Source organism: Paraburkholderia sp. BL27I4N3 (genome assembly GCF_003386115.1).
In the GTDB taxonomy this organism is placed as follows: Bacteria; Pseudomonadota; Gammaproteobacteria; order Burkholderiales; family Burkholderiaceae; genus Paraburkholderia.
Map to the genome: position 1 here is coordinate 7,978,539 of NZ_QREJ01000001.1, position 12,586 is coordinate 7,991,124.

Annotated in this window: 10 protein-coding genes and 2 pseudogenes; 9 read left to right on the forward strand and 3 right to left on the reverse strand. The window is 64.2% G+C overall.

The window, feature by feature from the left end:
- Nucleotides 1-7: 7 nt before the first annotated feature.
- Nucleotides 8-343, reverse strand: coding sequence for a hypothetical protein (locus B0G71_RS36210; protein WP_106282332.1), 336 nt, complete (start codon nucleotides 341-343; stop codon nucleotides 8-10).
- Nucleotides 344-753: 410 nt separating this feature from the next.
- Here B0G71_RS36210 and B0G71_RS36215 point away from each other — a divergent pair, with 410 nt between their 5' ends.
- From B0G71_RS36215 to B0G71_RS36240, 6 genes and pseudogenes are all read left to right on the forward strand, one after another.
- On the forward strand, nucleotides 754-1,044 hold the full coding sequence (locus tag B0G71_RS36215) for a hypothetical protein (RefSeq protein ID WP_106282331.1): 291 nt from the start codon (nucleotides 754-756) through the stop codon (nucleotides 1,042-1,044).
- 112 nt (nucleotides 1,045-1,156) lie between these two features.
- Nucleotides 1,157-2,728 (forward strand): efflux transporter outer membrane subunit, encoded by a 1,572-nt coding sequence (locus B0G71_RS36220; protein WP_116148001.1) that lies wholly within the window; start codon nucleotides 1,157-1,159, stop codon nucleotides 2,726-2,728.
- Nucleotides 2,718-3,827, forward strand: a complete 1,110-nt coding sequence (locus tag B0G71_RS36225; RefSeq protein WP_116148003.1) for an efflux RND transporter periplasmic adaptor subunit — start codon at nucleotides 2,718-2,720, stop codon at nucleotides 3,825-3,827. Before B0G71_RS36220 ends, B0G71_RS36225 begins: the two co-directional genes overlap by 11 nt.
- Before the next feature lie 53 nt (nucleotides 3,828-3,880).
- Nucleotides 3,881-6,958: pseudogene (locus B0G71_RS36230) on the forward strand (efflux RND transporter permease subunit).
- A 21-nt stretch (nucleotides 6,959-6,979) separates the two neighbouring features.
- The gene (locus B0G71_RS36235) at nucleotides 6,980-7,693 is read left to right on the forward strand and encodes a response regulator (protein ID WP_116148005.1); all 714 of its coding nucleotides are present in this window, start codon (nucleotides 6,980-6,982) and stop codon (nucleotides 7,691-7,693) included.
- Nucleotides 7,690-9,045, forward strand: a complete 1,356-nt coding sequence (locus B0G71_RS36240) for an ATP-binding protein (protein WP_116148007.1) — start codon at nucleotides 7,690-7,692, stop codon at nucleotides 9,043-9,045. Before B0G71_RS36235 ends, B0G71_RS36240 begins: the two co-directional genes overlap by 4 nt.
- 43 nt (nucleotides 9,046-9,088) lie before the next feature.
- Here B0G71_RS36240 and B0G71_RS36245 read toward each other — a convergent pair whose 3' ends face one another.
- Both B0G71_RS36245 and B0G71_RS36250 read right to left on the reverse strand, forming a co-directional pair.
- Nucleotides 9,089-9,355, reverse strand: coding sequence for a hypothetical protein (locus B0G71_RS36245; protein WP_116148008.1), 267 nt, complete (start codon nucleotides 9,353-9,355; stop codon nucleotides 9,089-9,091).
- A gap of 557 nt (nucleotides 9,356-9,912) precedes the next feature.
- On the reverse strand, nucleotides 9,913-10,245 hold the full coding sequence (locus B0G71_RS36250; protein ID WP_116148010.1) for a hypothetical protein: 333 nt from the start codon (nucleotides 10,243-10,245) through the stop codon (nucleotides 9,913-9,915).
- Nucleotides 10,246-10,866: 621 nt separating this feature from the next.
- Here B0G71_RS36250 and B0G71_RS36255 point away from each other — a divergent pair.
- From B0G71_RS36255 to B0G71_RS41595, 3 genes and pseudogenes are all read left to right on the forward strand, one after another.
- The gene (locus B0G71_RS36255) at nucleotides 10,867-11,433 is read left to right on the forward strand and encodes a carboxymuconolactone decarboxylase family protein (protein WP_116148011.1); all 567 of its coding nucleotides are present in this window, start codon (nucleotides 10,867-10,869) and stop codon (nucleotides 11,431-11,433) included.
- Nucleotides 11,434-11,634: 201 nt separating this feature from the next.
- On the forward strand, nucleotides 11,635-12,306 hold the full coding sequence (locus tag B0G71_RS36260) for a peroxiredoxin-like family protein (protein WP_116148013.1): 672 nt from the start codon (nucleotides 11,635-11,637) through the stop codon (nucleotides 12,304-12,306).
- A 90-nt stretch (nucleotides 12,307-12,396) separates the two neighbouring features.
- Nucleotides 12,397-12,545: pseudogene (locus B0G71_RS41595) on the forward strand (NAD-dependent epimerase/dehydratase family protein); the annotation flags it as partial.
- Nucleotides 12,546-12,586: the final 41 nt, after the last annotated feature.

Consider the following 12,586-nt stretch of genomic DNA (forward strand, 5'->3'; position numbering starts at 1 on the left):
CGCGCGCCTAACGCGGCATCATCATGAGGGGCTGGGCGTAGGTCACCGCGGGGGCGGGTACGACCGCATAGTTGGTCGGCGCGGGGACGACGACGGTGGTGTACAGGGGGATGGGCTTCGGCGCCGTCACGGCGGCCGCGACCGGAACCGCCACGGGCAGGGGCACTGGCGGCGGCGCCACCACGTACACGGGATTCACCGGCACGGAGTAGTAGACCGGGCGCGGCGGCGGGGCGTAGACCACGGCGGCGGGCAGATAGACGACCACGCGGGCGAACGCTGTCGACGAACAGGCGAGGCCGATGGCGGTGACAGTTGAGGCGCAGACGAGACGGATAGTCAATTGGTACTCCTGATGCGTTGAGCAGCGCGAGGCGTCTTCGGGTGAAGAAGCGGGCCGGCTGATTCGGGTGACGTGAGAACTCAGCCGTTGCGGCGAGGCGCTGACGGCGCCGGCAGACGAAAGATACGCAAAGCGCCGTCAAAACGGTATCGCAAACTCATTTCATTCCATGTCACGCCGCGGCGGCGCTGCGGCATGGGTGCGGGTAATGGGAGCGCATGCTGCATTGCGGTGCGGGCTCGTGGCCGTGTTCGTGGCGGCTCGAGGGGATGCCTTAAAAGCCGTGACATGAATCGACATGATTCTGAAGTTGCCTTGCGACGGCGCTTCCCCAAGAATTCGGCCTGTCATCGAAACGGATCGCGGCAAACGGCAGGCGACGCCCGGTGGCTCAATCGAAGGAGTCAGTCATGAAGAAGTTGATCGCTATCGTGTTGCTGTGCTGCGCATCCACCGTCACGTTCGCTCAAGCCGCACCGCAAGGTGGCAATCCGCAGCGCATGGAGCGTATGGTGCAGCAGCTGCAATCGCGCTTTGCGAACGCCAATACCACGCACGATGGCAAGCTCACCAAAGATCAGGCCGCCGCCGGCATGCCGATGGTCGCCAAGCACTTCGACGAGATCGATACGCAGAAGGCGGGCTACATCACTCTGCCGCAGATCGAGGCATTCATGCAGGAACGCGGGGCAGCGCACTGAGCCCCGCGGGCATTGGCGGGACCATGAGGCCGTGGCGCGGCGCGGTCTGCCGCCGGCGCACGAGCCGTCCCGCCGAACCGTCGGCTGTCCCCCGAACCAATAACAACGTGCGATGAAACCTGCCACGTCCCGCTATCTGCGTATCGCCGGCGCGTCGATCGTCGTATCGATCAGCGCGGCGCTGAGCGGTTGCGTGAGCGTCGGCCCGGATTTCAAGCAACCGCAGGCGACCCTCGAAAACCAGTGGCTCGAAAGTCTGCCCGGTGAGGCGAAAGCCACACCTGCCGTGCAAGCCGCCTGGTGGACCGCCTTCAACGATCCCGTGCTCACCGCGCTGGAGCAGCGCGCGTATGAGCGCAACCTGTCGCTGCAAGTGGCCGGCCTGCATATCTTCAAGGCGCGCGCGCAGCTCGCGACCAGTACGGAGAATCTGCTGCCGCAGTCGGGCAGCGTGTCGGTGGGTGCCGAACATATCAACACGAGCGGCGTCGGCCCGATTCCGCCCGCCCATCTGTGGGCCGAGCATTTGCACGTGAATGCCGGCTGGGAGATCGACTTCTGGGGCAAATACCGCCGGCAGATCGAATCGGACCGCGCGCAACTGCGCGTGTCGGAAGCCGCGTATGACAACGCGCTGGTGTCGCTGTTCGGCGACGTCGCCAATGCGTACATCGATCTGCGTGCGCTCGAACAACGCATCGTCGTCGCGCAGCAGAATCTGAAGTCGGTCCAGCAGAGTCTCACGTTGACCCAGGCGCGCTACAAACATGGTGCGTCGAGCCAGCTCGATGTCGAGCAGGCCGCCACGCTGGTGGCGGAAACCGAGGCGCAGATTCCGCCGCTCATCAAGGCGCGCGCGCAGGACCGCGACACGCTGGCCGTGCTGCTCGCCGATCCGCCCGACGCCGTCGACGCGCAACTCAAAGGCAGCAGCGCGATTCCCGTGCCGCCCACGCAGATCGATGTCGGCATTCCCGCCGATCTGCTGCGGCGCCGGCCCGACGTGCGCCAGGCCGCGCTCAACGCGGCGGCGCAATCGGCGCTGATCGGCGCGGCCAAGGCGAAGCTGTATCCGTCCTTGTCGTTGACGGGCCTGTTCGGGCTGTCGTCGGGCGAACAGCATGGCATTGGACTGACGCAGTGGGGCGGCAAAACCATCGGCCTCTTTTCCGCGGGCATCACGCTGCCGATCTTCGATCGCGGTCAATTGAAAAACGCCGTGCGGATTCAGGACGCGACCTTTCAGGAGGCCGTGCTCGACTATCAGAACACAGTGCTGCAGGCGCAGAAAGAAGTGGAAGATGCGATTGCCGGACTGCGCACCACGCTCGACGCGCTGGCCGCGTCGGCGCGCGCGTCGGACGCCTCGCAGCGCGCGCTGCGGCTCGCCAACGCGCAGTATCGCTCGGGCTCCGTTACTTACGACACGGTGCTCGACGCGTCGCGCTCGGCTTTGCGTGACGGCGATTCGCTCGCGCAGAACCAGGGGCTCGCGGCGATCGCCGCAGTGGCGCTGTATCGCGCGCTCGGCGGAGGCTGGGAAGTGGCGCAAGGGCAGCAGGTGGTGAGCGAACAGATTGCCGAGCAGATGGCGCGGCGCACGGATTGGGGCCGCCTGTTGAACCCGCCCGCGAATTCCGCATTGGCGCGCGCGAGCGGAGGCGAGCCCGAGAATGGGAAATAACGAAATGGCAGAAAACGGTCTGATAGCCAGACGTGTGGTGGTGGGGATATGCATCGTGCTCGCCATGGCGCTGGCCGCCTGCCGCGACGGCAACGCGCCGGCCGTCCACACTGCTCCCCTGCCGCAAGTGAGCGTGATGCGCCCGCAGCCGCGCGAGGTGCGTGAACAGCTCGATCTGAGCGGCACGGTCGCGCCTTCGGCCACCGTCACGCTGGTGGCGCGCGTGCAGGGCGTGCTGAAGGAAATCGGCTTCAGCGACGGCGCCAACGTCAAGCAAGGGCAGTTGCTGTTCCGCATCGAGCCGGACACGTACCGCGCGCAGCTCACTTACGATCAGGCCGAACTCGTCAACGCCGAACAGGAATTGACCCGCCAGAAGCAGCTCACTGCCGATAACGCGACCTCGGAGTCGTCGTTGCAGAAAGCGCAGACCACGCGCGACCAGGCGCTCGCCAAACGCGATATGTCGCGCATCAATCTCGGCTACACGGAAATTCGCGCGCCGTTCGCGGGACGCATCGGCGCGCGGTCGTTCGACGTCGGCAATCTGGTGGGCGCGTCCGATTCCACCAAGCTCGCCACACTGGATCGCATCCAGCCGGTGTACGTGAACTTCACGCTGAACGAACGCGACGCGAACCGCATCGGCCTGTTCACCAAACCGCCGCACACGGTGCGGGTGAACGTGCTCGGCGCGCCGGCGGGCAAGGGCGAGGACGCCGCGCTGGAATTCGTGGATACGCGGGTCGACGCCAATAGTGGCACGCTCAGACTGCGTGCCGACATCGAGAACAAAGACGCGCATCTGATTCCCGGCATGTCGGTCGAGGTGCATATTCCCGCCGGCGCGCCGCAAAATGTCTTGCTGGTGCCCGACACTGCATTGCTGCGCGAACAGGCCGGCGCTTTCGTGCTGATCGTGAACAGCGCGAGCGTGATCGAGAAACGCGCGGTCGTGACGGGCGGACTGTTCGGCTCGCTGCGCGCGATCACGTCGGGCCTGAACGCAGGCGATCAGGTCGTGACGGGCGGCGCGCTAGCGGTGGCGCAGGGCACCAGGGTGCAAGTGGTGGCCGCGGACACGCAAGGCCAGTCATGATCCGCTTCTTCGTCGAGCGGCCGGTCTTCGCCAATGTCATCGCGCTGATCGTGATGCTGCTTGGCGCCGTCGCGCTGATCAATCTGCCGATCGCGCAATATCCGCCCATCACGCCGCCTACTGTGCAAGTGGTGGCGCGCTTTCCCGGCGCCAGCGCCGCGACGCTGATCGACCGTGTGGCGCTGCCGATCGAAACCCAGGTCAACGGCGTGGAAAACGCGCTGTACATGCAGTCGACCAGCACCAACGACGGCACCTATACGCTCACCGTCACCTTCGCCGTCGGTACGGATGTCGACAAGGCGCAGGTGCTGGTGCAGAACCGCGTCTCGGCGGCGACCGCGCAACTGCCGCAGGCGGTGCAGCAGCAGGGCGTGACGGTGCGCAAGCGTTCGACCGCGATCCTGCAACTCTACACGCTGCAATCGCCGGATCCGAAATACGATTCGCTGTTTCTGAGCAACTACGCGGTGATCTATCTGCGCGACACGCTCGCGCGTTTGCCGGGCGTGGGCGACGTGACCGTGTTCGGCACGGGGCAATACAGCATGCGCGTATGGCTCGATCCGCAGAAGCTGAGCGAACGCAATCTGACCGCCGCCGATGTGATGAACGCGATCCAGAGCCAGAGCAGGGAAGTGAGCGCGGGCCAACTCGGTTCCGAGCCGAACTCGGGCGGCCAGGCGTTCCAGCTCACGGTGACGATGCACGGCGCGCTCTCCGATCCGCGCGAATTCGACGACATCATCGTCAAGGCCGATCCGGATAGTGGCGGCCATTTCGTGCGGATTCGCGATGTGGGGCGTACCGAACTCGGCTCGTCGAGTTACGGACAGTTCTTCAATCTCGACGGCAAGCCGGCCGCGGGCATCGCCATTTATCAGTTGCCCGAAGCGAATGCGCTGGAAGTGGGCAACGCGGTGAAGGCGACTATGGCGCGCCTCGCGAAAGACATGCCGAAAGGCGTTAGTTATCAGCTGCCGTTCGATACGACCACCTTCGTGCGGCAATCGGTGATCGACGTGTACAAGACGCTGTTCGAAGCGGCCTTGCTGGTGCTCGCGGTGATCCTGCTGTTTTTGCAGAACTGGCGCGCGATGCTGGTGCCGGCCACGACGATTCCGGTGACCATTATCGGCACGTTCGGTGCAATCTATATGCTTGGCTTCTCGATCAACCTGCTGACGCTGTTCGCGATCGTGCTGGCCATCGGCATCGTGGTGGACGACGCGATCGTGGTGGTCGAAGGCATCACGCAGCATATCGAACAGGGCAAGACGCCGAAGCAGGCCGCCATCGACGCGATGCATGAATTGCTTGGGCCGATCATCGGCATCACGCTGGTGCTGGTCTCGGTATTTTTGCCGTCGGCGTTTCTCGGCGGCGTGACCGGGCAGATGTACCGTCAATTTGCTCTGGTGGTCGTCGCCACCACTGTGATCAGCGCGATCAACGCGGTGACGCTCAAACCGGTGCAAAGCGTGCGCTGGCTGCGGCATGCGCGGCCCGGCAAACCGAATATCGTGTATCGCGTGTTCGACAAGGGTTACGCTCGCGTCGAAAAGGGCTACGTGCGGGTCGTGTCGTGGTTCGTCGCGCGCTGCGGGCTTGCGCTGGTGATCGCCCTGGTGCTCGGCGCGGGCTCCGCTTTCCTGTTGACGCGCATACCCACCAGTTTCATTCCGCTCGAAGATCAGGGCTACGTGCTGATCGCCGCGCAACTCGCCGACGCCGCTTCGCTCGGACGCACGCGCGAGGCGAGCACGCAGATCGAGAAACGCGTCGGCGCTATTCCGGGCGTGAGCCATGTGGTGTCGATTGGCGGCATCTCGCCGTTGGACAACAACGCCTCGCTGCCGAATTCCGCGCTGATCTACGTGACGCTCGACGACTGGAGCAAACGCGGCAAAGGCGAAGACCTGCGCTCGCTGTATTTGCGCATGAATAGCGAGCTGGCGAAGCTGCCGGACATCCGCTCCGTGGTGATCGTGCCGCCGCCGATCTAGGGCCTCGGCAACAGCGGGGGCGTGCAGATGCAGGTCATGCTGACCGACGGCTCGCAAAACTATCGGCGCTTGCAGGACGCGACCGACGCGTTGATCGCCGGCGTCTCGAAACGGCCCGAATTGCAGCGCGTGTTCAGCCCGTTCCGTGCGACCGTGCCGACCGTCGAACTCACGCTCGATCGCGCCAGGGCGGAGTCGCTGCAAGTGCCGGTCGGCAATGTGTTCGATCTGCTGCAGGACTATGTCGGCTCGAGCTACGTGAACCAGTTCACCACTTTCAATCATACGTTCCCCGTGTTCGTGCAGGCCGACGGCGCATTCCGCCGCGAAACCGACGACATTCGCCGCTTGCAGATCCGCAGCAACAGCGGCCACATGGTCGAACTCGGCACCTTCATCGACGCGCGCACGAGCGTCGGCCCGGCAGTGGCGACGCTGTACAACCTCGCGCCCGCCGCGGCCATCAACGGCAATCCGGCGGCGGGCTACAGCACGGGCGACGCGATCAAGGCCTTCGAGCAGGAAGCCGCGCGTGTTCTGCCGGCGGGCATTGGCTATGAGTGGACCGCGATGTCGTATCAGGAGAAACTGGTCGGCAATTCGGCGTACTGGGTGTTCGCCGTGGGCGTGCTGCTGGTGTTTTGCGTGCTGGCCGCGCAATACGAAAGCTGGCTGTTGCCCATCGCCGTGGTTCTGGCGGTGCCGCTGGCCCTGCTCGGCACGGCGGGCACGCTCGCCGCGCTCGGCACCGCCAACAATCTGTACACGCAGATCGGTCTCGTGCTGCTGATCGCGCTGTCGGCGAAGAACGCGATTCTGATCGTCGAATTCGCGCGGCATCTGCGCGCGCAGGGCGTCGCCATAACGGAGGCGGCGATCGAAGCCGCGCGCCTGCGGTTCCGGCCGATCATGATGACCTCGTTCGCATTTATTCTCGGCGTGGTGCCGCTCGTGATCGCCACCGGCGCGAGTGCGAGCGCGCGCCGCTCGCTCGGGATTGCGGTATTTTCTGGGATGCTCGCTTCCACCTGCATTGCCGTGCTGTTCATTCCGTCGTTTTATGTGCTGTTGCAGGGTCTGGTCGAACGGCATGCGGCACGGAAAGAAGCGCCGCCCGACGCCTAGCCTGAATCGAGGAGCCTTCGCATGGATCGCCCCGCCAAAATCATCGTGCTCGACGATGAAGTCGAATTGCGCAATATGCTGCAGCGCTTTCTGCGCGGCCACGGCTTCGACGTGCGCGTCGCCGAAGACGGCAAACGCCTCGACCGTTACCTGGAGCGCGAGCCCTTCGATCTGCTGGTGCTCGATCTGATGATCGGCGAAGAGGATGGCCTCGCTATTTGCGCCCGTTTGCGCGAGCAGGGGCAGACCTTGCCGATCCTGATGCTGACCGCGAAGGGCGATCCGCTCGACCGGGTGGTCGGCCTGGAAACCGGCGCCGACGACTACCTCGCCAAGCCGTTCCTGCCGCGTGAACTGGTGGCGCGTATCAACGCGCTGCTACGGCGCCAGAAGATCGCCGCGGGCGAGGTTACCGTGACGTCGCAAAGCGTGAGCTTCGGCGACTTCTCGCTCGATATCGTCAAGCAGCAGCTGTCGCGCGCGGGAGAGTTGCTGGAGATTCACTCCGCGCAGATGCTGCTGCTGGTCGCGCTGGCGTCATCGCCGAACCGGCCGGTGAGCCGCGACAATCTGCTGGCGCGCGCGCGCGGCCGCGAGCACGATGCGCTCGATCGCAGCATCGACGTGCAGGTGCTGCGGCTGCGGCAGATCGTCGAGGACGATCCGTCCAAGCCGCGCTTCATCAAGACCGTGTGGGGTGTCGGCTACATGCTGGTCGCGGACGTCGACTCATGACACGCTCGCTGCTGCAAAGCTTGCTGCCCAGAACGCTGCTGGCGCGCAATATCGCGCTGCTGATCGCGCTCGTGATGCTGAGCCAGGTGTGCGCGCTCGGCGTGTTGCTGCACTATGTGCAGCGGCCGCGCGTCGAGCGTGCGGCGGCGGTATTCGCCACTTATGTGACGACGCTCGACAATCTGCTCGCGGCCACGCCGCCCGCGGCGCGTCAAGGCTTGACCGCGCGCCTCGACGCCCGCGCCCAGGCGCCGGACGAAGCCGCCACCGCGCCGCCGCCGAATCTCATGCGCGCGTACCGCACCTATCAGCGCAACGTGTTTCTCGAGAGCTTGCGCGCGCATCTGCCCGCCGACATGCCGGCGCGCTGGCAAACGCTGGGCGGCCAGCGACTGTGGATCCGCATGCATGCGCCGGCCGATGCACCGCAAGCGCCGTACTGGATTGCGCTGCCCGTTCCCGAAGACGCGCAGGGCAACGGACTCGACGCCGCCATCGTGCTGACGCTCGGACTCGGCGCGCTGGCGGCGCTGACCGGCTACCTGATCCAGCGCCACCTCAATCGGCCGCTCCAGGAGTTGACGCGCGCGGCGCGCCGCGTAAGCGCCGGTGAAACGCCCGCGCCATTGCCGACCGACGGCCCCACCGAAATCGCCACGGTGAGCGGCGCGTTCAACCAGATGACGCAGGCGTTGCAGCAAGCCGAGGCGACGCGCGCGCTGATGCTCGCGGGCATCTCGCACGACATCCGCACGCCCTTGACCAAGCTGCGTCTCTCGATGGCCATGGCCATGCCCAGTGGCAGCGACAGCAGCTTCGTGGTCGCCGCTGAATCGTATCTGGATCAGATCGAAACGATCTTGCAGCAGTTCATGGACTACGCGGGCAGCGGCGAGCGCGAGCAGCCGGAGCCTGGCGATCTCAATGCGCTGATCGAACGGCTGGCGGGGGATTTCGCGGGGCTGGGGCACGAGTTCGAGCTATCCCTTGCGTCGCTGCCCGCTGTGCCGTACCGCCCGATCAGCATGATGCGGCTGCTGATGAACCTGATGCAGAACGCGATCGTGTACGGCGGAAGCGGACTGGCAGTGCGAAGCTGGGCCACGTGCGAGGCGGTGTACGTTGCAGTCGGCGACCGCGGCAAAGGTCTTTCAGCGCAGGAGTTGGAGCAACTGAAGGCGCCGTTCCAGCGCGGCCGCAATGCGCGGACGCACAGCGGCGGCACCGGGTTGGGACTGGCGATCGTCGAGCGAATCGCGCGTCTGCACAGCGGCAGTCTGGAGTTTCATGCGCGCGAAGGTGGCGGGCTGGAGGTGTGGGTGGTGCTGCCGCTTGGCGCCTCGATACGCTAGACGCGGCAGATTTCAAACGGCGTGCGCTTGAAGCGGCCGTCGTTCACTTCCGGTCGAACCACGCATCCAGCCCGACCCGGAACGCCACGCCCGCGATCACCGGCACGGTGAGCATGAGGATGATGCCGAAGTTCGGGATTTCGTCGCCGTACGTAATCGGACCGTAAAGCACGACGGTCGCCACGATCGCGAAGACCGCGACGCCCACGGCCACCATCAGAAGATTGCGCGCGGCGATCGGCATGACCTTGCGCGGGGCCTTGTCCGATGGGGCGCTGGCAGCGGGGACTTTGTCGGGTTGGACGGGCATGATGGTTCTCGTGACGAAAAGACAGGCTGCGTGAGGAGCAACAGTGAAGCGGACTCCACCAAAGGCGTGCGATGGGCATCATACCAGGGCGCGCGCGTGCCGCGCATTTCATGCCGCGACCACTTATGTTGCGCCGCGATGGCCGGCACGAGTGCGGCGATCGCGCTGAACCGTAATCCTGTTGATGCGGGAACACGCCTGACATCAATATAAGCCGCATTGGCGGCAACAGGATAAAAAGCGCGATGCCGATGGCCGGATTGCACGCGCAGATTGTCGGACGCATGACAATGCGCTCTGCGGCGGTTGCGCCCTCGGGTTCATCGGATTGGAAGTTAGCGCGGGTACTCGCCAGTCGGCGGGGAGTATTCAACAGCACAAGGTCATGCGGCGACAGCTCTGGTTGGACGTCCTCCGTAAGCGCGGACACGGTGTCTGAATTAACGCGCCGGACAATTGCTTTCGAACAGCGCTGCCGACGCTTATGGATCTCATTCGGCGACATCCTTTGTGGAGTCGTCGCCGACGGCTGGTCCTCAAGCGAACCGACATGACCACTACTGTTGGCCGGCGGCCGGCGACACGACGCTTGGGGTGGCCAGTGTGTTGTTCGTCTTAGGAGCGCTGGTGCCGGAGGTCGAAGTGCTGTTCCCGCTCGGCAGGCCGGAGTTCGGCGCCTGCCGGGTGGCCATGCCGCTAGCGGAGTTGGTGCCGCTTGGCGTGCCGTAGCCACCTGCTGCGCCATTCATCTGGTTCGTCTGGTTCGCCGGGCTAGCGGTGCTGCCTGATGTACCTGCGCCGCTGGAGCCTCCGGCCGTTTGTGCGAAAGCGCCGCCCGACAGGGCGAGTGCGGCGACGGCCGCGATTAAGGTGCTGGTTGCCTTATTCATGATTGGTCCTCCTTGGTTAGACCGGAATAAAGACGCAGACGATCGCCGCCTGCTTGATCACGAATTGAGCACTTAACGTGCCGCGTACTTTGCTTCGTAGCGGGCGCATTTTTTCGGCACCAGGCAGATTCGTCGTCGGGTTGCCGGCCGTTCGACTTCAACGCCCGCCCGCAACGGGAAACGCCGGGTGGTCGCGTCCCGTGCGCGGTTGAATGTCACCAGAGCGCGATAACTCGCGGCTATGGCGACATGACTGCGTTAGCGCAAAGGCAATGGAAGAAATTCTAGTGGACCTGATTTCGTAAGGCTGTCGTCGGATAGGTTCATAGCGGATTGCTCCAGGATGGTCATTAGAGTTCTCGCACTGCGCGGCCCCTGATCGTCGAAACAATCAATCTATACACCGACATCACTTACCTGCGACCTGGAGCCCCCCGCGATGTGCGTTGTCGCATCCAGATTGCGACGGCCGGTGCCGCCCCACGTTATCGGCCGCGTGCAGTTCAACGCTCCGCCTCGCTTTATGCCTGCCAGGAATGACTGTTATCGACGGCTCCTGCCTTCTTCGAGCGGGCGCCGACCTTCATGATTTGCTCACCGTCAACCCACAGGAGCAAAACGATGAGCAACTTCCAAACCTACACGACCGATAACGCACCGGCCGCCTCGAAGACCAGCCTCGAAGATACGAAGCGCGCCTTTGGCTTCGTTCCCAACCTGCAGGCGCTTATGGCGGAATCGCCCGCGTTGCTGGCCGGTTACTCGGCGCTGTGGGACCTGTTCTCGAAAAGCACGCTTACGCCGCACGAACAGCAAGTCGTCTACCTGACCTCGAACTTCGAGAATAACTGCCACTACTGCATGGCCGGTCACAGCACGCTGGCGAAGATGATCAAGATGGACGCTGGCGTGATCGCCGCGCTGCGCGCCGGCACGCCTTTACCGGATGCAAAGCTCGAAGCGCTGCATCATTTCACGACGCTCGTGGTGCGCGAGCGGGGCTTCGTCCCGGACGCCGATGTCGACGCGTTTCTCGCCGCCGGCTACACCCGTCAGAACGTCCTCGAAGTGATTCTGGGCGTTGCGACCAAGGTGATGAGCAACTACACCAACCACATCGTCCACACCGAACTCGACGGTTTCATGGCAGGCAACGAGTGGACCAAACCGGTCGCTGTCGCAGCCTAAGCCCCAGCCGACTTCGGGAGCCCTCGCGGCTAATCCCATATGGACGCTGACCGAGAAACCGACATATTCACGTTCGACGGGCTGGCGCTCGAAGGCATCACTGCGGCCGAAGTGGCCCGCATTGCAGCAGCGCAGAACGCAGCCTGAATCCACTGGCTCGTTCGTCCTCAATTCCACGATTCCTTTTGATGGAGAACACTCATGTCACTGCAAGACAAACTCGACGCATTCCGGGCCGACTTCAAGGCAGGCAAGCCGCCGTTCAACGCACCGCCCGAGATTCATCCGGTGATGGAACGCGCCACCGCAGCGCTGATTGCGAGCGGGCAGGCGGGCCGCGCGATCAAGGCCGGCGACCGCGCGCCGCATTTCAATCTGAAAGATCAGGATGGCAACGACGTGTCTTCCGCTGCGTTGCTGGTGAAGGGCCCGCTGGTGGTGACGTTCTATCGCGGCGTCTGGTGTCCGTACTGCAATATCGAATTGCAGGCGATCAACGAAGTGCTGCCGGCGATTCAGGCCTACGGCGCGAACGTCGTGGCGATCTCGCCGCAAACGCCGGTCAATAGCCGCAAGTCGGTGCGCACCAACGAACTCGGTTTTCCGGTGCTGAGCGACGCAAACGGCCAGACGGGCGCCGACTTCGGATTGCGCTTCGCGTTGCCCGACTATCTCGTCGAGTTGTACCGGAACCTCAAAAACGACTTGCCTGCGTTCAATAACGACCCGAGCTGGACTTTGCCAATGCCCGCGCGCTACGTCATCGGACAGGATGGCATCGTGCTGTATTCGGAGGTCAACCCGGATTACACGCGTCGCCCGGATCCGTCGGACATGTTTCCGGTGCTGGAAAAAGCGGCAGCCAACGCCTGAGCCTGACCGCTCGACGCTTGGAGATCCGTCACGCCGCGCCGGAGAACCCGTCGCGGCTTTTCAATTCCCGCCGTTCGTAAAGGATATTTGATGACACAGCGTACATTTCTTGTCACCGGCGCGACCAGGGGACCGGTCTCGCATTGACAGAACGGCTGATTGCCGACGGCCATCACGTAGTGGGCCTCGCGCGCGAAGCAAGCAATTTTCCCGGCGAACTGGTCCGCGTCGATCTGGCTGGTGTCCGACGCGCCGCTTTCATGACCGGTCAGACGCTCTA

Excerpts from the sequence above, each read along its gene's own strand:
- B0G71_RS36260 (WP_116148013.1), top strand. The coding sequence starts at position 11,635 with ATGTCACTGCAAGACAAACTCGACGCATTCCGGGCCGACTTCAAGGCA.
- B0G71_RS36240 (WP_116148007.1), top strand. The coding sequence starts at position 7,690 with ATGACACGCTCGCTGCTGCAAAGCTTGCTGCCCAGAACGCTGCTGGCG.
- B0G71_RS36250 (WP_116148010.1), bottom strand. The coding sequence starts at position 10,245 with ATGAATAAGGCAACCAGCACCTTAATCGCGGCCGTCGCCGCACTCGCC.
- B0G71_RS36245 (WP_116148008.1), bottom strand. The coding sequence starts at position 9,355 with ATGCCCGTCCAACCCGACAAAGTCCCCGCTGCCAGCGCCCCATCGGAC.
- B0G71_RS36225 (WP_116148003.1), top strand. The coding sequence starts at position 2,718 with ATGGGAAATAACGAAATGGCAGAAAACGGTCTGATAGCCAGACGTGTG.
- B0G71_RS36215 (WP_106282331.1), top strand. The coding sequence starts at position 754 with ATGAAGAAGTTGATCGCTATCGTGTTGCTGTGCTGCGCATCCACCGTC.
- B0G71_RS36220 (WP_116148001.1), top strand. The coding sequence starts at position 1,157 with ATGAAACCTGCCACGTCCCGCTATCTGCGTATCGCCGGCGCGTCGATC.
- B0G71_RS36235 (WP_116148005.1), top strand. The coding sequence starts at position 6,980 with ATGGATCGCCCCGCCAAAATCATCGTGCTCGACGATGAAGTCGAATTG.
- B0G71_RS36255 (WP_116148011.1), top strand. The coding sequence starts at position 10,867 with ATGAGCAACTTCCAAACCTACACGACCGATAACGCACCGGCCGCCTCG.